This is a genomic window from Thalassococcus sp. (genome assembly GCF_982780845.1).
In genome coordinates, this window is the sequence record NZ_CEYADA010000003.1 from 69746 (window position 1) to 93491 (window position 23746).

Annotated in this window: 26 protein-coding genes; 18 read left to right on the forward strand and 8 right to left on the reverse strand. The window is 57.3% G+C overall.

The features are described from left to right. Positions 1-185: 185 nt before the first annotated feature. The 5 genes from AC4FIA_RS04425 to AC4FIA_RS04445 all read right to left on the reverse strand — a co-directional run bounded on the left by AC4FIA_RS04425 (position 186) and on the right by AC4FIA_RS04445 (position 4492). Entirely contained in the window at positions 186-701 is a 516-nt protein-coding gene (locus AC4FIA_RS04425; protein ID WP_103908489.1) for a chemotaxis protein CheW, read from the reverse strand. A 13-nt stretch (positions 702-714) separates the two neighbouring features. Next, entirely contained in the window at positions 715-1815 is a 1101-nt protein-coding gene (gene cheB / locus AC4FIA_RS04430; protein ID WP_490364875.1) for a chemotaxis-specific protein-glutamate methyltransferase CheB, read from the reverse strand. Further along, entirely contained in the window at positions 1812-2618 is an 807-nt protein-coding gene (locus tag AC4FIA_RS04435) for a CheR family methyltransferase (RefSeq protein WP_490364876.1), read from the reverse strand. The genes cheB and AC4FIA_RS04435 overlap by 4 nt, the downstream gene beginning before the upstream one ends. Then, positions 2615-3826, reverse strand: coding sequence for a chemotaxis protein CheA (locus tag AC4FIA_RS04440; protein ID WP_103908492.1), 1212 nt, complete (start codon positions 3824-3826; stop codon positions 2615-2617). The genes AC4FIA_RS04435 and AC4FIA_RS04440 overlap by 4 nt, the downstream gene beginning before the upstream one ends. Before the next feature lie 144 nt (positions 3827-3970). Then, positions 3971-4492, reverse strand: a complete 522-nt coding sequence (locus tag AC4FIA_RS04445; RefSeq protein WP_490364877.1) for a hypothetical protein — start codon at positions 4490-4492, stop codon at positions 3971-3973. A gap of 157 nt (positions 4493-4649) precedes the next feature. On the opposite strand from AC4FIA_RS04445, the gene AC4FIA_RS04450 reads away from it, so the two are divergent. The 16 genes from AC4FIA_RS04450 to AC4FIA_RS04525 all read left to right on the forward strand — a co-directional run bounded on the left by AC4FIA_RS04450 (position 4650) and on the right by AC4FIA_RS04525 (position 18255). Next, a complete protein-coding gene (locus tag AC4FIA_RS04450) occupies positions 4650-5786 on the forward strand; it encodes a sigma-54 interaction domain-containing protein (RefSeq protein ID WP_103908494.1) in 1137 nt (378 codons plus the stop codon). Between the two features lie 10 nt (positions 5787-5796). Further along, a complete protein-coding gene (fliE, locus tag AC4FIA_RS04455; RefSeq protein WP_103908495.1) occupies positions 5797-6120 on the forward strand; it encodes a flagellar hook-basal body complex protein FliE in 324 nt (107 codons plus the stop codon). 37 nt (positions 6121-6157) lie between these two features. Further along, a complete protein-coding gene (fliF, locus tag AC4FIA_RS04460; protein WP_287476142.1) occupies positions 6158-7846 on the forward strand; it encodes a flagellar basal-body MS-ring/collar protein FliF in 1689 nt (562 codons plus the stop codon). Beyond that, positions 7843-8871: a flagellar motor switch protein FliG gene (fliG, locus tag AC4FIA_RS04465; RefSeq protein ID WP_490364878.1), complete on the forward strand. Its 1029-nt coding sequence runs from the start codon at positions 7843-7845 to the stop codon at positions 8869-8871. Before fliF ends, fliG begins: the two co-directional genes overlap by 4 nt. Before the next feature lie 3 nt (positions 8872-8874). After that, on the forward strand, positions 8875-9696 hold the full coding sequence (locus AC4FIA_RS04470) for a FliH/SctL family protein (protein WP_490364879.1): 822 nt from the start codon (positions 8875-8877) through the stop codon (positions 9694-9696). Continuing rightward, positions 9693-11027 (forward strand): FliI/YscN family ATPase, encoded by a 1335-nt coding sequence (locus AC4FIA_RS04475; protein ID WP_490364880.1) that lies wholly within the window; start codon positions 9693-9695, stop codon positions 11025-11027. Before AC4FIA_RS04470 ends, AC4FIA_RS04475 begins: the two co-directional genes overlap by 4 nt. Next, positions 11024-11437 carry a hypothetical protein gene (locus AC4FIA_RS04480; protein WP_490364881.1) on the forward strand — a complete coding sequence of 138 codons (414 nt, stop codon included), beginning with the start codon at positions 11024-11026 and terminating at the stop codon, positions 11435-11437. Before AC4FIA_RS04475 ends, AC4FIA_RS04480 begins: the two co-directional genes overlap by 4 nt. Positions 11438-11496: 59 nt before the next feature. After that, entirely contained in the window at positions 11497-13056 is a 1560-nt protein-coding gene (locus AC4FIA_RS04485) for a flagellar hook-length control protein FliK (RefSeq protein ID WP_490364882.1), read from the forward strand. 9 nt (positions 13057-13065) lie between these two features. After that, positions 13066-13644: a flagellar basal body-associated FliL family protein gene (locus AC4FIA_RS04490; protein ID WP_287476133.1), complete on the forward strand. Its 579-nt coding sequence runs from the start codon at positions 13066-13068 to the stop codon at positions 13642-13644. Between the two features lie 9 nt (positions 13645-13653). Continuing rightward, positions 13654-14631, forward strand: a complete 978-nt coding sequence (fliM, locus tag AC4FIA_RS04495; RefSeq protein ID WP_287476131.1) for a flagellar motor switch protein FliM — start codon at positions 13654-13656, stop codon at positions 14629-14631. 15 nt (positions 14632-14646) lie between these two features. After that, a complete protein-coding gene (fliN, locus tag AC4FIA_RS04500; protein WP_103908504.1) occupies positions 14647-14940 on the forward strand; it encodes a flagellar motor switch protein FliN in 294 nt (97 codons plus the stop codon). Between the two features lie 70 nt (positions 14941-15010). After that, entirely contained in the window at positions 15011-15289 is a 279-nt protein-coding gene (locus AC4FIA_RS04505; protein WP_490364883.1) for a flagellar biosynthetic protein FliO, read from the forward strand. Beyond that, on the forward strand, positions 15286-16020 hold the full coding sequence (gene fliP / locus AC4FIA_RS04510) for a flagellar type III secretion system pore protein FliP (RefSeq protein ID WP_490364884.1): 735 nt from the start codon (positions 15286-15288) through the stop codon (positions 16018-16020). The genes AC4FIA_RS04505 and fliP overlap by 4 nt, the downstream gene beginning before the upstream one ends. Before the next feature lies 1 nt (position 16021). After that, positions 16022-16288 carry a flagellar biosynthesis protein FliQ gene (gene fliQ / locus AC4FIA_RS04515; RefSeq protein WP_103908507.1) on the forward strand — a complete coding sequence of 89 codons (267 nt, stop codon included), beginning with the start codon at positions 16022-16024 and terminating at the stop codon, positions 16286-16288. 1 nt (position 16289) lies between these two features. Then, positions 16290-17108, forward strand: a complete 819-nt coding sequence (fliR, locus tag AC4FIA_RS04520) for a flagellar biosynthetic protein FliR (protein WP_490364885.1) — start codon at positions 16290-16292, stop codon at positions 17106-17108. Further along, positions 17101-18255: an EscU/YscU/HrcU family type III secretion system export apparatus switch protein gene (locus AC4FIA_RS04525; protein ID WP_490364886.1), complete on the forward strand. Its 1155-nt coding sequence runs from the start codon at positions 17101-17103 to the stop codon at positions 18253-18255. The genes fliR and AC4FIA_RS04525 overlap by 8 nt, the downstream gene beginning before the upstream one ends. Positions 18256-18458: 203 nt before the next feature. Here the strand turns inward: AC4FIA_RS04525 and AC4FIA_RS04530 are convergent, their stop codons facing one another. Beyond that, entirely contained in the window at positions 18459-19028 is a 570-nt protein-coding gene (locus tag AC4FIA_RS04530) for a hypothetical protein (RefSeq protein WP_490364887.1), read from the reverse strand. 169 nt (positions 19029-19197) lie between these two features. On the opposite strand from AC4FIA_RS04530, the gene AC4FIA_RS04535 reads away from it, so the two are divergent. Further along, positions 19198-19980 (forward strand): hypothetical protein, encoded by a 783-nt coding sequence (locus AC4FIA_RS04535; RefSeq protein ID WP_490364888.1) that lies wholly within the window; start codon positions 19198-19200, stop codon positions 19978-19980. Between the two features lie 5 nt (positions 19981-19985). Then, positions 19986-20681 (forward strand): hypothetical protein, encoded by a 696-nt coding sequence (locus tag AC4FIA_RS04540; protein WP_490364889.1) that lies wholly within the window; start codon positions 19986-19988, stop codon positions 20679-20681. A gap of 6 nt (positions 20682-20687) precedes the next feature. Here AC4FIA_RS04540 and rpoN read toward each other — a convergent pair whose 3' ends face one another. Together rpoN and AC4FIA_RS04550 are read right to left on the reverse strand one after the other, a co-directional pair. Further along, positions 20688-22028: an RNA polymerase factor sigma-54 gene (rpoN, locus tag AC4FIA_RS04545; RefSeq protein ID WP_490364890.1), complete on the reverse strand. Its 1341-nt coding sequence runs from the start codon at positions 22026-22028 to the stop codon at positions 20688-20690. 179 nt (positions 22029-22207) lie between these two features. Further along, entirely contained in the window at positions 22208-23677 is a 1470-nt protein-coding gene (locus AC4FIA_RS04550) for a flagellin N-terminal helical domain-containing protein (protein WP_490364891.1), read from the reverse strand. Positions 23678-23746 lie beyond the last annotated feature (69 nt).

The window sequence follows — 23746 nt, forward strand, 5'->3', positions numbered from 1 at the left end:
CAGCGAATTCGTTTGTCGCGTGCGACGTTGAACGTCGGCACGGATCAGAGCGCGTTCTGGTGCAAACGCCGGTGCCCAAATGGTCCCGAAGACGCCCGCTAGATCACGCAACGCCGACACGGTTGTCCGGCCTTGGCTCTGCATCAGGCTGAAGGGAATTAGGAACAGACGCTGCATCATCGACCTCAGCTCAGATCCGGCATTTTCAGATCGGCATCAGACACAAGCGCATGCACATCCAGAAGGATCGCCAGCCGGTCTTCGATGCGGGCCAGCGCGCTGACCATGCTTTTGCCTTCGCCACCACCAAAGTTGCCGGTGCGGTCGATCTTGTCGGCGGGCACATCCAGAACTTCGCTGACGCGGTCCACGATCAGCCCGATGGGCGCATCATCCACTTCAAGCACGATAACTACGGTGCGCTCATCGTAGGGGCGCTCTTCGATACCGAAACGCAGGCGCACGTCCATCAACGGGATCACCTTGCCACGCAGGTTGATCACACCTTTGATGTAATGCGGCACATCCGGCACGCTCATGATGGTTTGCATTCCGACGATCTCGGTCACCATCCCGATGGAGACGCCATAAGATTCATCGCCGACCGCAAAGGTCAGATACATCGACTCGATCCCATCGGAGTCGACGATCGGCATTGCCGCCGCTTCTGTTTTTGCCTCGACTGCTTCTGTCTGGCTCATGGTTCAGTTCCTCTCAGCTTTGCGACAACGCAATTCCCCCTGTACGGGTGGAATGCGGTGCAGGTTTCGTGCCGACCGATCCGAGCAAGGTTTTGGAAATGTTGCTCAGTGGCACTTGCGCCTCAGAGGCGCCGTTTTCCCAGGCACGCGCAGGCATGCCGTAGACCTCGGATGTGGGTTCATCTTGTGTAAATGTACGACCGCCAGCCCTGCGAATGTTAAGAAGTCCCTCGGCTCCGTCGCGGCCCATACCCGTCAGGATAGCCGCCGAAAGGCTTGGACCGCAGGTCTCGGCAAGGGACTTGAACAGCACGTCGACCGAAGGTCGAGAGAAGCACACATGTTCGCCTTCGGTCAGGCGCACATACAAACCGCTGCGTTTTTTCTCGACGCTCATATGACGGTCGCCACCTGGTGCGATCAGGACCAGACCAGAGCGTAGCTGATCACCGTCCTCGGCTTCCTTCACTTCACATTTACAAAGCGTATTCAGACGTTTAGCGAATGCTGCGGTAAACCCTTCTGGCATGTGCTGAACAATGACGGTTGCGGGGCAATCCTCAGGGAAGACCGGCAAAAGCACTGTCAGCGCCTGCACGCCACCTGTGGATGATCCGATGGCGACGACCCAGTCATCCGCCACACCTTTGAACAACGGCGCAGGCGATGCCGCGACGGTGGCGCCACTTTTTGACACGCGGGCCATGCTGGCCGCACGCACCCTGCGCACAACGCTGCAAACATTGCCTGTTTCCGAGCGATCCCCCAAAGACAAAAGGCTTTTATCGATGACATCCACCGCGCCCGCCTCGAGCGCTTTGATCGTCATCGACGCGCCGCGTTGGGTGTGCGCCGAAATCACCAGTGTGCCCACCGGAGTTTTAGCCATGTAGTCTTTCAAAAGATCCAGACCGTTTTCACCCGGCATCTCAAGATCAAGGGTGATGACGTCGGGACGGTGCAATGACATCATGGCGCGCGCTTCGGCAGCACCTGCTGCTGCACCAACCACTTCAATGTCTTCGTCGGTGCTTAGAACGTTCGTCAAAAGCTGACGGAACATCGAGCTGTCATCGACGACCAGAACTTTGATCCGTTTTCTACGAAGGGTCATTCTGCCCTCCTGTGGATACCGGTGGCGACAGGTTCCCAGCGCGTATCAAGATCGCGAATGGACTCAGTCACCGAGGTGATCAGATAGCCGCCGGGTTCGGTGACTTCATAAATGGCCTCTAGGGTCGCCCGCTGATCATCGCGGTCGAAGTAATAGAGGATGTTCCGGCAGAACACGACCTGGAACGGATTGTTAAAGGGATAGGGCTGCGCCTTGAGGTTCATCCGGCGAAAGGTGCAACACGACTTCAAAATGTCCTTCACCGCGAACGTGTTCGGATTCAGGGCCGTGAAATACTTGTGAACCAAGCGACGCTCGGTCTTGTCTAGCTGCTTAAGTTGGTAGACGCCCTGCTCTGCTTGTTCGACCACAGGCCCGCTGATGTCGGTGCCCAGAATGTTCAACCGAGACAACGCCTCTGCGCCGAATTCCTCAGCGATCATAACGGCAACTGTATAGGCCTCATCCCCAGAAGACGCGGCTGCACTCCAGATGCGCATCTCGCGCTTTTTCTGGAGATAGGGCATGACGATCTTGCGGAACCTGTCCAGAACCTCGGGTTCACGAAAAAAATATGTGTGGTTGGTGGATGCCGCATGCATCACCGCCAATTGCACATCTTCTTTCTGCTCTTCCAAAAGCCCGTGGGCCAGATCGTTCAGATCTTTGTAGGAAAACGACTGGTTCACGCGCGCCAGTCGCTGACGCAGCACTGCACTTTTATGTTCAGGGAACGTAATTCCGCAGCGTGAACTAAGCCAATCCCGAATTGCATCATAGGCCGGCTGGTCGGTGACGATCATTTATCGCCCCCCACAGCAAGGCGTTCACAATCAAGCACGATCGCCACTTCCCCAGTTGCTAGCAATGCGCACCCCCAGCTGGCACGCACTTGTGCCAGCGCACCGGTGAGCGGTTTCATGACCACCTGCTGGCGGTCCAAGACTTCATCAACGGGCACTGCGATGTGCCCACGCGCTGTCGAAAAAACGATCGAGACCATGTCCGACAGCGGACGGATTTCTTTGCGGCAGTTCCGATAGAACGTCTCAAGTCGCCGAACAGGGATAAACTTGCCGCGCAGCTTCAGCATCTCGGTGCCATTGTCGGCCGAGATTTCAACGGACTCAGACCCTGTCGGTTTGACGATTTCGTGGATGTCTTCGACCGGCACAGTGAACAGCTGGTTGCCAAGGCGCAGAAGAATAGAGTCCAGGAACGCCAGCGATACTGGAATGTGCAAAGAAACCGAGGTGCCATTTCCGGCCTCGGAATCCACAGCAATCCGTCCACGCAGGTCTTTCATCGTGGTGTTCAACACATCCATACCGACACCGCGTCCGGACAGCGTGGTAACGGCCTCAGCCGTGGAAAAGCCGGGTTCGAAAATACATTTCCAAAGGGTTGAAGGTTCCGGCTCTTCATCAGGGCCAAAGAACCCGCGCTTGCGGGCGATTTTAAGGATTTTTTCGCGGTTCAGACCACGACCGTCATCAATGACCTGAATACGGACCTCACTGCCGACCTGTGCCGCACCCAGAATGATGGTGCCTTTTTCCGACTTTCCGGCTGCGACGCGTTCGTCTGGTGGCTCAAGTCCATGGTCGGCTGAGTTGCGCACGACGTGCAAAAGCGGGTCGTACAAACGGTCAGCGACCAGCTTGTCAATCGCAGTGTCCTCGCCTCTTAATTCAAGGTCGATCTTTTTGCCGGTCTCGCGTTCCAGTTCGCGCACCATCCGTTTCAGTCGGCGGAAAACCTCGGACACAGGTACCAGCCGCAATTCTGTGGCGGCGTCCTGCACTTCTCGGACAATCATGGACAGACGATGGGACGCGGCTTCGAAATCGACCAGATCAAGATCCTGAAGATCAGGAGAGTTGATCGTTTCGGAAACAGAGAGGGACAATTCGCTGACAAGATCCATCAAGCGCCCGATCTTGTCGGACGACACGCGCATCAGCGCGCCAGCGGCAGACTTCTCTGTCGCTTGCTCGGGTTGCACGCTCATATTGCGCGCTCGCTGATTGCGGCGCATGAGATGTCATGCTGCCGTGTGTACTTGTGGTTCATCATGCTATTGGGGTCCTCTTGGGAACCGTGCGGGTGCACAAAACGGCTCTGCAAACTGCATGCCAGCACCCGCGCCCAAAGATCAGGCAGCGTCTTCCGAGTTGCCTTCAAAGTTGAAAATACAAACGCCTTCGAAGCCCGTTGACCGGAATAGGAAGGTCTTCTTCATCGTGTCGATGAATCCTCCGTGATTTTTCTCAAAGTTCTTGAGGTCGCTTACCGACGGAAAGAACAGATTAACCGAAATGTCGCCTTCTTTGCTGATCAGAACGGTCAGCCCGGAAAGAGAGCATTCTGGGATGGCATTGCCGAGCGTTTCCGTAACAAACGGGGCAGCTATCTGAGCGGCATCCAGTGTCGGGAACTTAAGGTGATATGTTTTTGACAACATGTGTTTGCCTGTGAGTGTTTGCTTTGGACCAAACTGAAAAACGGTCACAGCGCGGAAAAGTTGAGATGAATAACTCAGGAAGCGTGAATATCTTTCGATAACAGACGCTCCGTTTGGCGCCGTTTTCCGGAATTTCGTTTCGCCCGGCACCTCAAAGACAGGCGCGTTCAGCAAAAGGCGCGTCAAAGACCTGACGATGTCGGCAAAAATCACCCCCTCGGGCGACGATTTGCCGTCATTTTAGGGTGTCGGTTTTCTATAAATGGCAATTTCACCCTCCATTTTAGTGGTTTTAGCCACTTTTTTCGCAAAATATCGATTTGGCACGATCCCTGCCTAGTAGTCTGCGTCGGTAATAAGAGAGGCAGCCATGACGCAGATTTTCGTTCTCAATCAAGACTTTGCAGCAGCTGAATCCTTGGTCGATCTTCTGACGCGACGCCGCCTGACAGTGGCTTGCGCATCGCTGGAAGAGGCCACAGAAAAAGCCGACACGTTTGTTTGTGCCGCCGAAGTCGAAACAGCCCTTGGCGGACAGAAAGAACTGATCGCGAAAGCCCGCCAGATCGGCGCGACACGCATGGTCGTTGTTACCTGCGACGCGGATCACTTCGAACGTAGCGAAGATCTGGGCGGACGCCTGCAGCGGGTTTCCCTGCCGAAGTGCGATGCAGCCCCTTTGCGCAACGCCCCCCTGATGATGCTGGCTGAACTTCTGGGCACCCCCTACGGCGGTATGATCGCTGGTGCCGAGACGACCGGCAACCTGATGGATCTTGCCCAGCGCGTCGCACAGTTTGATGTCAGCGTCTTCATCAACGGCCCGACAGGCAGCGGCAAAGAGGTTCTGGCCCGCCATCTGCACAATAGCTCGCCCCGTGCCGACAAACCGTTTGTCGCAATCAACTGCGCCGCAATCCCTGAAAACATGCTTGAAGCCATGCTGTTCGGTCACGAAAAAGGGTCGTTCACCGGCGCGAACACCGCCAACAAGGGCATCATGCGCGCAGCCGACGGCGGCACACTGTTGCTGGATGAGATTTCGGAAATGCCGCTGGGTCTTCAGGCCAAACTGCTGCGCGTTCTTCAGGAAAAATCCGTCACGCCCCTGGGCAGCCAGACAGAGGTGTCCATCAACGTCCGCGTTATCGCCACATCCAACCGCGACATGGAAGAAGAGGTTCGCAAAGGCACCTTCCGCGAAGACCTGTACTTCCGCCTGAACGTTTTCCCGCTGGAAACACAGGCGCTGTGTGACCGTCCAGATGACATTCCTGTCCTCGCACAGGCCATGCTGTCGCGTCACAGCACAGACGGCACCCCTGTTCCGATGCTGACACCCGAAGCTTGCGAATTGCTTCTGGCCCACCACTGGCCGGGCAACGTCCGCGAACTGGAAAACGTGATGCAGCGCGCGATGGTTCTTCGGAACGGTACGGAAATTGCTTCGTCAGACATCATGATTTCCGCACGGGCCTGCGACATCCCCGCCGCCCGCGCCGCCTAAGGAGAAAACGATGGCCATCAACGGTGTCAGCCAAAGCGCATCTCTTGCCGCGTTGGGAACGACCAACAGCGTCGCGAAACCTGCACACGTTGGTCAGTCTGATGCCGCAAAAGGCCCGAGCTTTTCCGAACGTATGGGCGGTGCCCTGCAAGACGTGGCCAAAGCACAGAACTCTGCATCTGAGGCAGCAAAGAACTTTGAGATGGGCAAAACCGACGATCTGGCAGCGGTCATGGTCGAACAGCAGGTGTCCTCGCTTAGCTTCCAGATGACTTTGCAGGTCCGCAATAAAGCCCTGACGGCCTATCGCGACATCATGAATATGCCCGTCTAAGCGGTTGAATAATTGGTAAAAAGGTACTGATATGAGTATGGATAGCTCTCCCAACCCGATGGTGCCCGCACAAGCAGCGGACACATCGCTTGTTGGCCGTAGCATCAGCGTCGTGTCGCGCCTGACCGGCATGGCAGATCAACCCGCACTGCGTCGCGCCCTGCCCGCAGTGGCTATGGTGATGATCGCAGCCGCCAGTCTGGCGCTGTACCTTTTGCTAACACCCTCGGATCGTGTCGCGCTTCAGCATGGCCTGCCCGAAGCTGAAAAATCCCGTGCGCTGGACGCGCTGATCGCGAACGGCTTTGACGCGAAACTTGATCCCACCACGGGCACGCTGACCGTCGGCCCTGATGAATTTTACCGTGCCCGTATGGTGCTGGCCTCTGAAGGTCTGCCACAGGGTCAGCCTGATGGTCTTTCCACAATCACAGACATGCCCATGGGCACCAGCCGTTCGGTCGAGGCCGCGCGCCTGCGTCGGATGCAGGAACTTGATCTGGCCCGTTCGATCACCGAACTGCGCCCCGTCCGCTCGGCCCGTGTGCATCTTGCCCTGCCCGAGCGTTCGGCATTCGTGCGCGACCAGCAACCGCCGCAAGCCTCTGTTGTTCTAAACCTTGTGCCCGGAATGTCGATTTCCGAGGCGCAAGTGCGTGCCATCGTCAGCCTTGTATCTGCCGCTATCCCGCAGATGCCGCGCGAAAATGTATCAGTGGTTGATCAGACAGGCCGCCTTTTGTCGAAAGACCCCGAAGATCCCTTTAACGCCCTGACGGACCGCCACATGCGCCATCAGTTGGAGATGGAGACGCTGTACCGTGAACGCATTCTGGCACTGATCACTCCGATCGTTGGTCCGGGTAACGCGGCGGTTGAAGTGACTTTGGACATCGACTTTACCCGCTCCGAGGTCACCAGCGAAGAATATGCCCCAGAACTGACCGCCGTTCGCAGCGAACAGATGAGCTCGCAAACCAGTTCGAGCCGCGAGGCAGGCGGCATCCCCGGTACAGTTGCGAACACGCCGCCGCCCGAGCCGGTTCTGGGCGATGAGGTCAATCAAGCGGACCAGACCGTTGCGAATGGCAACATGTCCAAATCCGAGACCCGCAACTACGAAGTCAGCCGCCGCGTTGAAACGATCCAGCCGGAAAGTGCCGTGATCAGACGGGTCAACGCTGCGGTTCTGCTGCGCACGCCCACGCCCGAAGATCCAGAAGCCCCCGCGACATTCCCCGCCGAAACGCTGGCCGAAATCGAACGTCTGACCAAAGGTGCCGTGGGCTTTGAAGACGGCCGCAACGACGTTGTTATCGTGTCGTCCAGCCCCTTTGTGGATGTCGAAATGGTCGAAGCCACACCTGTATGGCACGAAGCAAGCTGGCTTCCCACTGCGGGACGCATTCTGGCGCAGATCGTGATTTTCGGCATCATCACACTGGGCGTACTGCGCCCGTTGCTGAACCGTCTGCTGCCACCCGTGCAGGACAATTCGACCACGGCCATGAACATTTCCGAGTCCGTCGAAGTCGGCCCCGGTGAAACCCTGTCCACGCTGCGTGCCAAACTGGACGAGGTCGCACCTGACGCCGAAGACCTGAACGGCGCGCTCAGCTATGAGGAAAAAATCAAGCTTCTCAAAGGTCTTGCCGAAAGCGAAAGCCCGCGCATCGCCACGGCTTTCCAGAACATGATCGCCTCTGATCAGGAAGTCACCACATGAAGGCCGCCGCGATGAGTGAACTTGATATCACAACCCTGACCGGCGTTCAGAAGGCTGCGATCCTGATGATGCTGTTTGGCGAAAAGGCCGCAGCGAACGTTCTGAAATCCATGAGCCCGCATGAAGTGCAGGAACTGGGCGCGGCCATGTACACCGTGCGCGGTGTCAGCCATGAAACCGTAAACGCGGTGCTAGACGAATTCTTTGACGGGCTACGCCGCCAGACGGATGTGGGCATCGGCGCAAACGCCTACGTGCGCAACGTCCTGACCGGCGCACTTGGCGCGGATAAGGCGCAATCGGTTCTTAGCCGCATCACTCCGGCCAGCAGCGAACGCCCGATCGAAATTCTGGATTGGATGGATCCCTCTGCCATTTCCGAACTGATCATCGACGAACACCCACAGATCATGGCGCTGGTGATTGCGTCGCTGGATTACAGTCAGGGTGCCGAAGTTCTGAAAATCCTGCCCGAAGATTTCCAACCCGAAATCGTCCGCCGCATCGCCAACCTGCAAACCGTCCAGCCGGACGCGCTGCGCGAGTTGGAGGAAGTCATGCAGCGCAAGTTCAAGGCCAACACCACCCTGCGTGCATCGCAAATCGGCGGCGTAAAGGCCGCGGCGCGGATCATGAACTTTACTCGTCAGGACATGGAACAGCGCATTCTCAAGGACATCAAAAAGGACGACAAGGATCTTATGGAGGCGTTGCAGGACAACATGTTCGTCTTCGACAACCTCATCAAATCCGAAGACCGGTCGCTTCAGACGCTGCTGCGCGAAATCGATCAGGACGTTCTTATCCTTGCTCTCAAGGGTGCAGACGACGCGCTGCGCGACAAGCTGTTGGGCTGTGTGTCCAGCCGTGCCGCGCAGACCATTCTGGAAGAAATGGAAAACATGGGACCTGTGCGCCTGACCGCTGTTCAGGAAGCACAAAAGCAGGTCATTTCGGTCGCCCGCCAGATGGCGGATGCGGGAACGATCACGCTCGCCGGTCGCGGCGGGGAAAAGATGGTGTAAGGCATGACAGAGACAGCGCCAAAGACCCTTGGTCACGAAGACATCCTCAGCCTGATCCGCGAAGCAGAGGGCCGGTTCAAACCCCGTGCCCCCCTGTCGACGCAGCCCGAAGGCGAAGATACCGGCAGTTTCCGTCAACGTTCGCCCTATGCCCGCGTCGAGGAAAGTGCATTTGGCTCCGCCCCCGAGACGACAGATCGGTCTATCTTTTCCGCCATTCACGACGGGCTGGTGGCCCAATCTGCGGACACAGCCGAACACGCGCAAACCGAACCGTCAGACTTCACGCCTGCGCCGCCCGTGCCGGAAATCGACATCGAGGAATTGCGCGCATCGGCGTTCGAGGAAGGCCGCCGTCAGGCAATGGCCGAACTGCAGGAAGAGATTGCGCAAGCGCTTGAAAAAGGCCGCGAAGAGGGTCGAAGCGAAGCGGCCGCAGTTGTCGCCGAAGCCCGCGATATTTTTCTGGCCGCAACAAATGCACTGAACGACGTGGCCGAAAGCGACATGTTCGCCGGATTTGCCACGCAGTTGACTGATGCAATCCACAGCCTTGCGTCCCAACGCGCAGGTCAAGAAATCGACAAATCGCCCAAACTGTTCAGCCGCCGTATCGAAAAGCTGGCCGAAAAGGTCGCGCGTGCGTCGGAAGACCTGACCATCGCCTTCCACCCCGACGACCTATCCGCCATCGGCCCCTACCTTGAGGCAGGCTCACACCTGTCCGAGGCGCGCCTGAAGGTCGATATGAACCTGCAGCGTGGCGACGTGAAGATCGACGCGGGATCAATCGGGTTGCGGGATATTCTGGGGGACCGCAAATGAACGCGATGCTGAACAAACTCAGCCGCGTTGTTGCGGATGCCGCTGGCCCCATCCAGCCGGTTCTGACGGGCACTGTGCACCGCTATGACGGGTTGATCCTTGAATGCGCAGGCTTTCCTGCCAGCCCGGGAACCTTGTGTCATATCGACACTGAAGACGGGCGCGGTGTGCATGGCGAGGTCGTCGGGTTTTCCGATGGCCGCAACCTGCTATTTCTGGACGAACCGGGCGCGCAGATCGCCGTCGGCGCACAGGTCAAACGCGTGGGCGACGGGCATACGGCCTGTGTCGGCGAAAGCCTTCTGGGCCGTGTGATCGACGCCGAAGGCGCGCCTTTGGACGGGTTGCCGGAACCCGAATGCGAAGATCACTGGCCGCTGGCAGGCATCCCGCAAAATCCGCTGGCCCGTACACCCGTTGACAACAAACTGGACGTCGGCGTCCGCATCCTGAACGCGGCCCTGTCCATCGGCCAAGGCCAGCGCGTCGGTATCATCGCGGGTTCAGGCGTTGGTAAGTCGGTTTTGATCGAGATGATGACCCACAACACCGACGCGGATGTTGTGGTCGTTGGTCTGATCGGTGAACGTGCCCGAGAAGTGGGTGCTTTTGTCGGCAACATCATGAAGGGCGATACCGCCAGCAAAACCTGTGTCGTGGCCGTTCCTGCCGACCGATCCCCCCTTCTTCGGATGCGCGCCGCCCATCGGGCCACCGCGATTGCCGAATACTTCCGCTCTAAGGGCAAGCAGGTCATGTTGATCATGGACAGCCTGACGCGCGTGGCGCACGCCCGCCGCGAAATCGGTCTGGCCCTGGGCGAACAGCCAACCGCCAAGGGCTATCCCCCGTCGGTCGTGTCGATCATCCCCAGCCTGATCGAACGCACCGGCCCGGGTCTGCCCGGTGAAGGATCGATCACTGCGTTCTATACCGTTCTGGCGGACGGCGATGACACCACGAACGATCCCGTGGTCGACACCGCCCGCGCCATTCTGGACGGGCATCTGGTTCTGTCGCGACAGCAGGCACAGATGGGCATTTACCCCGCGATTGACGTAACCCAGTCGGTCAGTCGCGTGATGAACGATATTGTCGACGCGACCCACGAAAAGGCCGCGATCCGTCTGAAACGGCTGATTTCGCTTTATATGGAAAACCGCGACATGATGCTGATGGGCGCCTACACGCCCGGCCAAGATGCCGATCTCGACGAGGCCGTAACCCTTTGGCCGAAAATCGTCGCGCTTATCGCCCAATCCCGAAATGACAAAGCCAGCTTTGATCAAAGCCGTGCAGCTCTGCTTGACCTGATGGGAACCAAACCATGACCAGAAAAGAAAAACTGACCCGTCTTCTTGCCATGAAGGAACGCCAGTCGCTGGCCCGTCAGGCCGCTGCCTTGGCGGAACAAAAGCTACAGATGCTGCAACAACAGAGGCTTTTGGAAACGCTTCAGGTACTGGTTCAGGAAAAACGCGAAGAGATCGGCAAGGTCACGTCCGTCGGACAATTGGCGGCCTCGCATTGGATGGGTACGACGCTGGCCACACAGATGGGCACAACGGAAAGCCATCTGCGCGGCACCAGCGATCTTGTCGCGCGATCCAGCGTTCAGGTGGCGCAAACTTCGCAGCGCCAAAGGGTGCTGACTGAACGCGCCGATATGCAGAACCGCAAAGACCGCGCCGAGCGTCAGGACAAAGCCGATGCCGAGCTGTTCGACCGTCCTCGAAGATAGGTTGGCACAGTCGTTGCATCATCCCTCCGAACCAAAACGAACAGTGGAAAATAACTCCCATGACTTCGGCCAGCATTGTTGACTCACTCGGCTCTATCCTTCCCCAGCCCGGCGCGAAAGTCGCGGGCGTACTGGCGGAAGGCGAAGAGCATCCGAGATTTTCCGATGTTCTGAACCAGACATCCGCAAAATGCGGTGCCCCCTGTTCCGGCACCGTGGTCGAAGGTGAGGCAGGCAAACCGGGTCTGGACGAAACAGCCGTCACAGAGCTTCAGGCAACCACGATCCAGATCGCGGGCAAAGACACCACGATCGAGCTTCTCGCTGCGGGCGACGTGTCTGCAACGGCTTTGGCACTGGCCGCTGGCGCGCTCCAGCAAGGCACCACGACCGAGACATCGCCCCTGGCATCCCTGATCCAACAAAAGATCGGTGCAACAGGCATCGCATCCGATGCCATTGCTGTCGGAAAAGGTGTGGTGGCCGATCTCGAAGCGGTAACCTTGGCCGCCCTGCCGGAAGGCATCGAATTCAAAGATATCGCCGGAATGGTTGGACGCGCAGGTTCAGCTGACGCCAGTGACACGATCGAGGTTTCAGGCGACATCGAACTGACGGACATCGCAACGGCCGTAGACATTGAGGCCGACCTCTTGGGCACAGTTCCGACCACCGAGGCAGTTGATCCGGAAACGGCGACCACGACCGTGGCGATCGAGCCGACAAAAGTCGCCGTCAAGGCAAGCCTGTCCGGAGCAGTTGCAAACGTTGTGGCAGCCACTGTGGCAGCGGCCTCGGCGGACAAGCCCGTTACAGATGACGCCGAGAAAGAAGGCGACGCGACTCTGTCCGGCATTGTCGATCAGGTCACAGACCTTGCTGCCCGCACATCTGACGAACAGCCAACCAAAACGCAGGATATCGCTGGCCTGCAACCCGTGGCATCCGAGGTTGTCGATGCGGTAGCCCGCACTGAATTTGACACCGCCAAAACGGTATCGCCTGCCATCGCAGCCGCCGCTTCTGCCGCGAAGACAAACAGCACAACCGTGCAGCAAACCGTGATTGAAACGCAGGCCGTGACGGCAAACGTCGCCGACGTTCAGCCGGTGCAAACCCAGACGACAACCACCGCAGCATTTGCCGCGCCCGCACCACAGGAAACCGCGCAAACGCAAGTGGCCTCGGGGGCAACCGCGACGCTGCCGATGCGGGGCAGCACGTGGACGTCCCAATTGGTCGACACGATCTCGGTGCATGATTTTGGTGATGGCCAGACGCTTGATATCCAACTGACGCCGGAAACGCTCGGGCGCCTGAAAATCACGATGGAAATGCGGGATGGGCAGGCCATGGTCAGCGTGGTGACAGATAACCCCGAAGCCGCGCGCCTGTTCAACGAAAACCAGTCGCGCCTGGCTGACGTGATGGCCAAAGCCGGCCTGACGCTGGCCAGCCACGATGCGGGCACGGGCGCACAATCTGGTGGCTCTGGCGACAATTCGCAAGGCGATGGATCGGTTCTGACCGCCTCGGGCGCGGACACACAGACACAAACGGAAGAAGACGTGATCATGAAGGTCGGGGGAGAACAACCTCAGGTCAACGTAGTGGCGTAAGAGGTCGAAATGAGTGACGAGCCAGATATCGGAGGCAAGAAAAAGGGTGGCCTTGTCGGCAAGATCCTTATGTTTCTTGGCTTTTTGATTTTTGCCGGTGGCGGCTTTGCGGGTGGAATTTTCTACTCGGAACAGCGTCTGTCGCCGTCCGAAGAAGTCTTACGTTTAATCGAAAGGCACGAAGAAGCTATCGCTGCAGAAGAAGCGGCCGCCGCAGAAGAAGCGGCCGGGCCTAAAAAGGTGGTCAAGGAACAGCCGGAAGAGCCCGTCTTTGCCACCAACTATTTCGAGTTCGACGAACCTTTGACGACCAACCTAAAGGATTCACGCCGTTTCCTTCAGGTGGGCGTCGGTGTGTCGACCCAGTATGATGAAACCGTCATCGCCAATGTCGAAGCCCACTCTATGGCGCTTCAGTCGGATATGCTTGCCGTGATCAGCGGGTTTTCCGAAGCAGACGTTCAGGGCAAGGAAGGCCGGGACAAGCTGTCCAAGGCGCTTATGGATGCGATCAATGCGCGGCTGACCGAACTTGAAGGCTTCGGCGGCATCGAAGACGTGTTCTTCCCCAGTTTCGTGTTGCAGTAGGAGCGGACTATGGGCTCGCAACCGAAGCCTCATAAACTTTCCACGAACGAAGTTGCGGCCCTTGTTGACGGCCTCAAGAACTTTGATCTGGACGCGTTCGGCGCAGAAGCAGGCCCCGATGTAAAACCCTATGTATTCGGCAGTGATGACCTGTCGCTTTTGGGGGACTACTACGGGCTTCGCATGATCAACGAACGGTTCTGCCGTCTGGCCCGTTCGGTTTTTCTGCCCTTTTTGCGGATGCATCCGCGCATCTCCAGCTTCCCTCCCGAAGTCAAAGCCTTTGACTCGGTCTGTGACGAGTTGGACAACTTCACCAGTCTGACGATCAGCCGGATCGACGAATTGCGTGGCACGCAGATGATCGTGCTTCCACCTGAATTCGTATCGCTCCTGACAGACGCTTATTACGGGGGGCGCGTGGCCTATCTGGATTCCCGCAGACAGGAATTCACCGCCACAGAAAACCGCGTGATCGAGATTGTGACAGACGGATTGAACCGCGCTTTGGAACTGGCGTGGCGGGATCTGACGCCGCTTTCGTTCACCGTTCAGAACCGCGAAGAGAACCTTCAGTTCGCCACCTTTGTGGACGCCGAAGAAATGGTCGTGCGCTGTTCGTTTATCATTCAGCTGCCCGAAGCCGATCCGGCAAACGTCGAACTGCTGTATCCCTTACAAGCCTTGAAGCCATTGGCATCGCAACTGCGGTCGCGCATGCAATCGGATCAGGTCACCGAAGACGAAAGCTGGAAAGAACGCCTTGAACGCGCGGTCATGAGCGTGCCGCTCAGCGTAAGCGCCCGACTGGCTGAACCGACCGTGTCGCTAACCGCCCTGGAAAACGTCACCTCGGGCACAATCGTGCCGGTCGATCTGTCCCCTGCCCCCAAGCTTTACGTCGAAGGCCGTCCGTATTTTGACGCCGAAGTTGGCGATGTCGCGGGGCGTGCCGCCTTAAATTTGACGCGCAGACTGAACAAGTAAAAGCGGAGTACCGCCATGAATGAAAAAACCGATACAACAGAAAGCGGAACCGCAAGCCGGTTGGGCATGCTGTCCAGCGTCAAACTGAAGATGACGGTCGAAGTGGGCCGCACACAGATAACTATTGAGGAATTACTGAGACTTAGCGAAGGCGCCGTGGTCGAGCTTGACCGAATGGCCGGTGATCCACTGGATATTCTGGTGAACGGAACGCCCATCGCAAAAGGCGAAGTCGTGGTTGTCGGGGAACGGTTCGGCATCCGTTTCGGCGACATTATCGACCCCAAGGAACGTCTGGAAAACTTGTAATTTCCCGTCCCCACCAGCTTGGCATGAAAACTGCTCCTTTGTTGGAAAGACCAACGAAGGAAACGCCCTCGTGGAAACTCTCGACCCGACCCGCCTTGTGACCGTTACCCTGTTTTTGCTGGTGTTGCTGGTCGTCTGGTATTTCGTCCAGCGCTACCGCGGCAGTCTGACATCCAAACTGTCAGCGAACCGGCGACTGGTGATGAAAGAAGCACTAGCACTTGGCCATGACAGGCGCATCCTGCTGATCGAAGCTGACGGCAAACCTTTTGTCGTGCTGGACAGCCGGAAAGGTACATCCTCCCTGACACCGCTAGAGGCCCCCTTCAAACCGGAGGGCGCCGAATGACGCGGTTTATGCTGGTTGTCCTGTTGCTTTTGGTACCCGCCCCCCTTCTGGCGCAAAGCGGCCTGCCCGCCCTAACCCTGAACGGCGAGGATGGCGAAACGACCTATTCGCTGTCGCTTCAGATCCTTGTGCTGATGACGGCGCTGACGGTTCTGCCGTCCATCGTATTGGGCATGAGCGCCTTCACACGCATCATCATTGTTCTGTCGATCCTGCGTCAGGCGCTGGGTACGCAACAGACCCCACCCAATCAGGTACTGGTCGCCATTGCGCTGTTCCTCAGTTTCTTCGTCATGCAGCCGGTTCTGACCGATCTTTATGACAATGCGCTGACCCCCTATCTGGAAGAGGAAATGCCCGCCGATGTGGCCTTGGCGAACGGGCAGCAAATCCTGTCAACCTTCATGCTGGAAAACACGCGCAAAAACGATCTGACCATGTTCGCCGACATGCGCGGCGATGGCCCGTATGAGGATGACGCCGTCCCGCTCGGCGTCCTGCTTCCGGCTTTCATCACGTCAGAACTGAAAACCGCGTTCCAGATCGGTTTCCTGATTTTCCTGCCCTTCCTTGTCATCGACATGGTCATCGCATCGATCCTGATGGCCTTGGGTATGATGATGTTGTCGCCGATCCTTGTATCCCTGCCCTTCAAGCTCTTGCTGTTCGTTCTGGTGGACGGATGGGCGTTAACGATGGGGTCCCTTGCCAGCAGCTTTGCAGGAGGTTGATATGGATTTTGACGGCAATATTGAACACCTGCGCATCGCCTACTGGAACATCCTGATGACAGCCGGTCCTGTTCTGGCTGTCGCTCTGGCCGTCGGTCTGTTGATCGGTATCCTGCAGGCCGCGACGTCGATCAACGACGCGACGCTCAGCTTTGTACCCAAGCTGGCGATCGTGCTTTTGACGATGGGTCTAGTCGCAGGCTTCATGCTGACGACGATGTCGGATTATTTCGCCTTCGTTTTCGAAACCATAGCAACGATCCGCTAAGATGTTCCCCGAGATCACAGCAGGCACAGGCATTCCCGGCATCGAGCTGGCGGCATTGTCGGGTCTGTTGCTTCAGTTCATCTTTGCCACGCTGCGCATAGGCGCCTTCGTTGTATCCGCCCCGCTGTTCAGCGCGCGGTTCATCCCCTTGCAAGTCAGGATCATCTTCAGCGTGTTTCTGGGCATTGCCGTTATGGGTATCGTCCCCATGCCAGCGCCTGAACGGCTCAGTCAGCTGGACGCCATTACCATCGCCATAACAGAACTTGTGATCGGCCTATGCGCCGGTCTGGTTCTGCAGATCCTGTTTGCCGCGGCCACAATGGCCGGTGACTGGATTTCCAACACGGCCGGTCTGGGCTTTGCCGCACAGGTTGACCCCGCAACAGGAAGCCAGTCGCCCGTCATCAGCCAGATGTTCGGTCTGTTTTTGCTGATGATCTTCGTAACCGAAGACGGCCATCTTCTGGCACTAGAGATGCTGTTGAAAAGCTATAGCGTCGCGCCTGTAGGCGGAGCGATTGATCCTCAGTCATTGCTGACTGCCGGGATCAACGCAGTCGGCACCATGTTCGTTTTCGCCGCCCAACTGATGTTGCCGATCGTATCGGTTCTTTTGGTGGTCAACGTTGTGATCGGCGTGATCACGCGATCCGCGCCGCAGATGAACCTGTTTTCTTTCGGCTTCCCGCTCACTGTGTCCGCCACGCTGTTGCTGCTATTTGCAACGGCACCGTCGTTGGGTGGCGCACTTTACGAAAAAATCGACGCGTCACTGGATCTTCTTGGCGTCATGGTCGGAGGGCTAGGCGGTGGCTGAAGACGACTCTGAAGAAAAGACTGAAGAACCAACCCCGCGAAAAAGGGAAAAAGCCAAGGAAGACGGCCAGATCGTCACATCCAAGGAAATGTTCGTCTTTTCATCCATCGCCCTGATGACGATGATGATCGCCGGTGGACAGAATATGTTCCGAACGATTTCAGCAAGTTGGGCGCTGAACTTTAACCTATCGGCGCCCGACGGGTTCGAGATGCTGATGATGGAACGTCTGCAAGCGGCCGTGTCCTGGATTATTCTAGCAGGGATCATCGTTGGCGTTCCGCTGATGATCATCACGATCCTGACGCAGGCTGGCGTCGGCGGACTGAACTTTTCAACCAAAGCTTTGGGGTTCAAGGCCAACAAGCTTGATCCGCTGAAAGGCATGAAGCGGATGGTATCGACAAAATCCTTAGTCGAACTGTCCAAAGCCGTGCTGAAAGTTGTACTGCTGATCGGCGTCAGTTTTGTCGTGATCCTGCCCTATCTACCTGCCTTGGACCGCCTGAACATGGCCTATGTCGGTGATGGCATGGCGGTCTTCGGAAAAGTACTGACCAGCGTTCTGATGGCTCTGACGGGCGTTCTGGGTCTGATTGGTGCGATCGATCTAGCATGGAACCTCTATAGCAATAACAAAAAGCTGAAGATGTCCCGCAAAGAGCTTAAGGACGAGATGAAGGAATCCGAAGGCTCGCCCGAGGTCAAAGGCCAGATCCGGCGCAAACAGATGGAAGCATCGCGCATGGCCGCCGAACGCGCGTCTGTGGCGAATGTCGATATGGCCACAGCCATCGTGACCAACCCGCAGCACTTTGCCGTGGCACTTCAGTACAAACCCGAACTGCGCGATGCGCCAGTTATTCTGGCGATGGGCACCGATGTGATTGCCCAGCAAATCCGCGAACGCGGCAAAACGAAAAAGATCAAAACGGTTGAGTCCCCGCCCCTTGCCCGAGCCTTGTATTTCACTGGCGAAATCGGATCGGAAATCCCGCCCGACCTTTACGCCGCCGTGGCGATCCTTCTGGCGCATGTCTGGCGTCTGGAACACGGCTTGCATGAAGACACACCAGAGATCGATCTACCGCCCGAGCTGCGTCTCGACAGCTTTGGCCGCCCCGAACAAAGGAGATATCGGACATGAGACGTTCGATCAGAACAGGCCGCAGCACGGGCGAAGTGATTTCGTCCTTCGCCTTTGCTCTTGTTGGACTTTGGCTGATGTCAGGTGCGGCCAGTACGTCTGACGTGCTCATCAGGCTGTTGTTGGGGATTTGCGCCCTGGCCTGTTTTGCCGGGGCGTTCCGGTTTCAGATCGCCAGATTGGTGGACAAAGTCAGAAGCCACTTACATGACGGGGAGAATGGAAACCCCTGACGCGATCCGGTAGGCCCACAAATCGATATCTTCATCGAAATGTTCGCGCAGATCGGGGATCGCCTTGACCAGGATCGCAATCGCCTTGTCGCGCGTATCATCCGGAAGCTCGTCTTTGTACCGAACCGGCACAACGGCACGATCATCAAAGGCGACAGCGGCCAGACCACTGCTGCCTAGGCTGACGTTCCAGACTGTCCCCAGCGTGTCGAACTCAAGCTCGTCTTCTACGCCGTTGCCGGACAGGCGTACCGCATGTGTCTGCAGGAACGATTTCAGCGCGGTGGGTTTCGAGGCCACGATATCGGCACCGACACGGTTCCAACCGTCTTCGATGGTGCGATCCAGAGCCGTCCACGTGTCCTCGCCCTCGGGGCGGAAGGCGAGACGCTCTTCTTCATCAATCATGACATCCGCGATCTCGTACCGTTCGACACCCAAGGTCAGAATGGCAAAGGGCTTTGCATCGGTTGCAACGGATTGGATCATCGACGGCGTGAAACGTGGCGCTGTCGAGGGAACGTCTGTCATTCGTGTCATTATGCTGGCCTGCTGATGGTTAGGAAATGAGCATCTATCTAGGTTATGCAAACGGCGGAAAAGCCGAACGATTTAGGTGCAATCGGTTTTGATTTGAATCTTGTCTGGCACGAATGATGCATCCCCCTTTTCGCACTGGATTTTGTGCCGACGAAGGAGCCGCTCACACATGTCCCAGAACGACGAACTGCAGGAAAGCATCCGTCTTGCGGTCGAAGCCGCAGAGGCGGCGAATGACACAGCCGCTGAAATCACGCGCCTGAAGGCAGATACGCTTGTCGCGGCCGAGAAAATCAATTCCTTCGGTGGGAAAATGAAGCCCGTTCTGATCGGCACCCTGATCGGCGCTGTCGGAAGCATGGGGCTGGCCGGATTGATTTACTTCCGCACGATCAACGAAATGCGCACCACCGCCGCAACCCAGATCGAGGCATTAACCCTGTTCACTCAGTCCGTTGAACGACTGGATGGCCAACTGTCGGCGATCGGTGAAATGACGGCCGTTCTGGCCGATATGCAGACGCGTCAGACGACCGGTTTTGAAGACGTGCAAACCAGCGTGACGGGCGTTCACGAACTTATCCTGTCGATCCAGCAAGAGGCCGCAGCCGCAGCCGAAATGGCCGCCGCCGAAATGGATGCCGAACAGGAAAACCCGATGCAATCGCAAATGGCTGCGACCATTCTGGATGCCGTCGAAAAAGGCCACGAAGAAACGCAGGCCGCAATCATCGCAGGCAACTCTGATCTGCAACTCGCTCTGACACGCATGCTGGCTGATGGCTTGGCCCCCACACCGCAAAAGAAAAACGCCCGGGACACCACGACAACCGGCAGCGGAAGACCGCAAACGTCGACCGCGAGCAGCACTGCATCGAAACCGAAACCCAAGCCAAAACCCAGACCGCGCCCCACCGCCAAAGCCCCCAGCAACCCGTTCAGCTATCCCTGATCGCGATGGAAGACACCCAGGAAAACGCCGAATTCGGAACACTGGTTCTGGTCGCTGTCTGGCCCAAAGGGCGCGCCCTAGGGCTGCGTGAAGGCGACGCGCTGGAAAGTGTGAATGGCGTCCCGTTCGACGGTCAGGTTGCCACTCTGTTGCAACGGATCGGCACCCAAGGGCGCACTGTCGCGCTGACGTTTCAACGCAAGGGCCGGCGCTTTGTCGTGCTTGCCGACAGTGCTGCACTGGGCAAATGGAAAGCGGGCCCCGAATTCAAGATCAGCGGCGAATACCAGCGCCTGTACCCCGAGGTCATGGACAACTGGGAAGTCTTCAGCGACGCCGAAGGCCGCTATGAATTCCAACGCCTTAGCCGCCCGATCTTTGCGCTTATCATGCCGCCTCTCTGGCTGGCCGCGATGCGGTTGTGGGGATCATTGGGTGTCTGGTTTGCGTTGATGATCATCGCCATGCCCGCCGGAACCTTGGTCAGCGTTCTGGTCGCGATCATGTTGTCTCTGTATTTCTGGCAGGCGGGCACCGGATTGTTCCGCATGGACCGTTTGGCCAATGGCAGCGTGCCCATCGCTATTCTTGCCGCGACCAGCGAAGAGTCACTTCACGTGGCGATCAAAATCCTCGAACCCGAACTGGAATACAAATATGCCCCACGCCAAAGCGCGGGGCCAGTCGACAGGAAGGTCTGAGGGAGGTTAGGCTTGCGCCAGTTTTGCAGCGCGCTTGCGCTGGAAGGATGACGGGATCTTCAACATATCGCGGTACTTCGCGACAGTGCGACGGGCCAGATGGGTGCCTTCGTCGCTGATCATCTTGGCAATCGCATCGTCACTCAGCGGGTTCATCGGATCTTCGTCTTTGACCAGCTTCTGGATGCGATGACGTACAGCCGCCGACGATGCCGCATTTTCCGTATCCGACGCCAAGGCCGTGCTGAAGAAGCTTTTCAGACCGAATGTACCCTGCGGAGTGACGATCAGGATACCAGTTGTCACACGGCTGACGGTGCTTTCATGAACGCCGATCGCATCGGCCACATCTTTCAGCGTCATCGGCACGATATGTGCGGGGCCATCGTTCAGGAACGCAGTCTGGCGGCGCACGATTTCAGCACCCACCATCAAAGTGGTCTGGTTGCGGTGTTCCACCGCGCGGCGCAGCCAGCGGGCGACCGACAGACGTTCGCCAATATAAGTGCTGGCAGTGCGGTCATGCATGACCTTCTGCGCTTTGTCTTCGTCCACAACAACGGCGGGCAGCGTGGAACGGTTCAGGTCAACCTGCCAGCCTTCTGCGCCACGGCTGACAATCAGGTCAGGTTCGCGGTGAGTGACATCGCCGTAGATAAAATCTGTGCCCGGCTTCGGGTTCAGGCTGCGCAGCTCTTTCAGAACCGGCTTCAGCTCATCCATAGTGCAGCCGCACACACGGCAGAGACCATTCAGGTCGGCAGCGGCGAGCATCGGAAGATTATCAAGAAGAGACCGGAACAGCGGGGTCATCAGGCCTTTTTCTTCGACCTGAATAGACAGACATTCGGAAAGCGTACGGGCAAAAAGACCTGCGGGTTCAACGCGCTGGACCAGGTGCAACATCTCTTCGGCGTCTTCGATGGACAGGCCCGCGCGTTCTGCGATCAGCTCCATTTCTTCGCCCAGCCAACCGTTGGGTTCCAACGCTTCAAGGAACACTTCCGCCACCATACGGTCACGGGGATCGGTGAACATCAGATCGAACTGGGACGATACATGCCCGTACAAAGACGGCAAGTTATCAGCCGCCCGAGAGCCGATGTAATCAAAGTCATCAGATGCGGAGCCGCCTTTGGATTGCGAGGGCAAAGCCAGCGAACGACCGTAGTCCTGTTCGCCCTTCGATACACGCACATCGACAAAGGGATTTTCTTCTGCTTCGTTCTCGATAAACGCGCGCAGATCCAGATTTCCAAGCTGCAAAAGGCAGATTGCCTGCTGAAGCTGGGGTGTCATAACCAAAGACTGACTTTGGCGGATTTGCTGGGATACTTGGAAATTCATCGTACTGGCCTCCGTTGCCCCTACGAGAATTGCGCGGATATTTTAGTTTTTGACAGACTCGGGATTTGACACCGCTAACATGGAATCCGAGTCAAAAATCATGCCAAGTTAAATACCTGATAAAAAAGGAAAAGCCCGACGATTGCGCGCCGGGCCTTATTTTTGGTGTCAAAAAACCGTCAGCCGCGGAGCAGAGACAGTACGTTCTGCTGCGAAGAGTTCGCCTGTGCAAGCATTGCGGTAGCTGCCTGAGAGAGAATCTTGCCACGTGCCATGTTAGACGATTCTTTTGCGAAATCTGCGTCCATAACTCCGGAACGAGCCGCTTCGACGTTGACGGTGATGTTTGTCAGGTTCGAGATCGTACTGTCGAGACGGTTGGAAACCGCACCCAAGTCAGCACGTGTCTGGTTGATCTTCTGCAGAGCAACGTCGATGACCTTGATCGCGTTGGACGCGCCATCGGCAGTTGTCAGATCAATGTCAGAGACCTTGGACAGTGTGGATGTGTTCGAGTCTGCATCCAGGAAGTCTGTGTCTGCAGCCGCGTTCTGACCACCAACCGAGAAGGCTTTCATGGACGAGAATTCAACCTGACCGACCACTGTCGCGTCACCCGCTGTGCCGTCACCGGCCAGAGTGGCTGGCGTACCACCGTCTGCCGTGCCGTCTTTGTTCAGCGCGGTCATTGTCATGTTGGAGTCTGTCGACGCCTTATCTTCGTAGTTCGAGATGCTGATGTCGTCGCCCAGCTTGGATGTCAGAACGATCTCGCCGTTGTTGTCGCCCATTTTGGCGGTCACACCGGTTGTGCCAGCTTTGTTGTTGATCGCATCGCGCAGGCCACGCAGGTCTGTCGCGTCTGTGATCGCGACTTCACCGATGCTGACACCGTTCACATCCATCGAGATGTTGCCTGTACCAGTCAAACCGGACAGTTTCACGTTTGTTTCAGCGGAAGCTTCCACACCTGTCGAAGCCGAAACGTTGTTTACCGCTGCAGCCAGCTCGCGTGCCGACATGTTTGCAACAGCAGACACGCTTTCCGAACCTGTATGACCAGTGATCGAGATTGTTTCAGCTGCGATACCGTTGTCTGTGGCGGATGTGTTGATCTTTACCTGTGTGGACAGGTTGTGCGCGCCGATTTCGGTCGAGTGAACCGAGTCAACGTTCACTTCGATCGACTGGCCTGTATCCGCACCGATCTGGAACTGCTTGGCGTTGAAGGAACCGTCAAGGATCTTCATACCGTTGAAGGTGGTGTCTGTCGCAACACGGTTGATTTCTGTGATCAGCTGCTGACCTTCCGATGCGATGTTACCGCGGTCAGACGCTGTGTTCGTGTCGTTCGAAGACTGAACAGCAAGTTCACGCAGACGCTGAAGCATGGAGGAAACCTCCACCTGCGCGCCTTCTGTGGTGTCCAGCAGGTTCTTGCCGTCTGTCGCGTTGCGAACCGCTTGGTTCAGACCTTTGATCTGCGAGGTCATCTTTTCCGCGATCGCCATACCGGCCGCGTCGTCCTTCGCTGCATTGATGCGCTTACCAGACGACAGACGCTGCATGGTCGTGTTCATGTCTTCGTTGACGCGCATCATATTGGCCTGCGCGTTGATGGCCCCAATATTTGTATTGATAGCAGTCATTGGTCTTGCTCCTGGGTTAATCCTGCTGCGCTGCCTAGCGCTTGGATCATGCAACGGAATTGCTCAAAT

What these genes read in the sequence shown, in the direction of transcription:
- AC4FIA_RS04425 (WP_103908489.1), bottom strand. Translation starts at nt 701, where the DNA reads ATGAGCCAGACAGAAGCAGTCGAGGCAAAAACAGAAGCGGCGGCAATG.
- cheB (WP_490364875.1), bottom strand. Translation starts at nt 1,815, where the DNA reads ATGACCCTTCGTAGAAAACGGATCAAAGTTCTGGTCGTCGATGACAGC.
- AC4FIA_RS04435 (WP_490364876.1), bottom strand. Translation starts at nt 2,618, where the DNA reads ATGATCGTCACCGACCAGCCGGCCTATGATGCAATTCGGGATTGGCTT.
- AC4FIA_RS04440 (WP_103908492.1), bottom strand. Translation starts at nt 3,826, where the DNA reads ATGAGCGTGCAACCCGAGCAAGCGACAGAGAAGTCTGCCGCTGGCGCG.
- AC4FIA_RS04450 (WP_103908494.1), top strand. Translation starts at nt 4,650, where the DNA reads ATGACGCAGATTTTCGTTCTCAATCAAGACTTTGCAGCAGCTGAATCC.
- fliE (WP_103908495.1), top strand. Translation starts at nt 5,797, where the DNA reads ATGGCCATCAACGGTGTCAGCCAAAGCGCATCTCTTGCCGCGTTGGGA.
- fliF (WP_287476142.1), top strand. Translation starts at nt 6,158, where the DNA reads ATGGATAGCTCTCCCAACCCGATGGTGCCCGCACAAGCAGCGGACACA.
- fliG (WP_490364878.1), top strand. Translation starts at nt 7,843, where the DNA reads ATGAAGGCCGCCGCGATGAGTGAACTTGATATCACAACCCTGACCGGC.
- AC4FIA_RS04470 (WP_490364879.1), top strand. Translation starts at nt 8,875, where the DNA reads ATGACAGAGACAGCGCCAAAGACCCTTGGTCACGAAGACATCCTCAGC.
- AC4FIA_RS04475 (WP_490364880.1), top strand. Translation starts at nt 9,693, where the DNA reads ATGAACGCGATGCTGAACAAACTCAGCCGCGTTGTTGCGGATGCCGCT.
- AC4FIA_RS04480 (WP_490364881.1), top strand. Translation starts at nt 11,024, where the DNA reads ATGACCAGAAAAGAAAAACTGACCCGTCTTCTTGCCATGAAGGAACGC.
- AC4FIA_RS04485 (WP_490364882.1), top strand. Translation starts at nt 11,497, where the DNA reads ATGACTTCGGCCAGCATTGTTGACTCACTCGGCTCTATCCTTCCCCAG.
- AC4FIA_RS04490 (WP_287476133.1), top strand. Translation starts at nt 13,066, where the DNA reads ATGAGTGACGAGCCAGATATCGGAGGCAAGAAAAAGGGTGGCCTTGTC.
- fliM (WP_287476131.1), top strand. Translation starts at nt 13,654, where the DNA reads ATGGGCTCGCAACCGAAGCCTCATAAACTTTCCACGAACGAAGTTGCG.
- fliN (WP_103908504.1), top strand. Translation starts at nt 14,647, where the DNA reads ATGAATGAAAAAACCGATACAACAGAAAGCGGAACCGCAAGCCGGTTG.
- fliP (WP_490364884.1), top strand. Translation starts at nt 15,286, where the DNA reads ATGACGCGGTTTATGCTGGTTGTCCTGTTGCTTTTGGTACCCGCCCCC.
- fliQ (WP_103908507.1), top strand. Translation starts at nt 16,022, where the DNA reads ATGGATTTTGACGGCAATATTGAACACCTGCGCATCGCCTACTGGAAC.
- fliR (WP_490364885.1), top strand. Translation starts at nt 16,290, where the DNA reads ATGTTCCCCGAGATCACAGCAGGCACAGGCATTCCCGGCATCGAGCTG.
- AC4FIA_RS04530 (WP_490364887.1), bottom strand. Translation starts at nt 19,028, where the DNA reads ATGACACGAATGACAGACGTTCCCTCGACAGCGCCACGTTTCACGCCG.
- AC4FIA_RS04535 (WP_490364888.1), top strand. Translation starts at nt 19,198, where the DNA reads ATGTCCCAGAACGACGAACTGCAGGAAAGCATCCGTCTTGCGGTCGAA.
- AC4FIA_RS04540 (WP_490364889.1), top strand. Translation starts at nt 19,986, where the DNA reads ATGGAAGACACCCAGGAAAACGCCGAATTCGGAACACTGGTTCTGGTC.
- rpoN (WP_490364890.1), bottom strand. Translation starts at nt 22,028, where the DNA reads ATGAATTTCCAAGTATCCCAGCAAATCCGCCAAAGTCAGTCTTTGGTT.
- AC4FIA_RS04550 (WP_490364891.1), bottom strand. Translation starts at nt 23,677, where the DNA reads ATGACTGCTATCAATACAAATATTGGGGCCATCAACGCGCAGGCCAAT.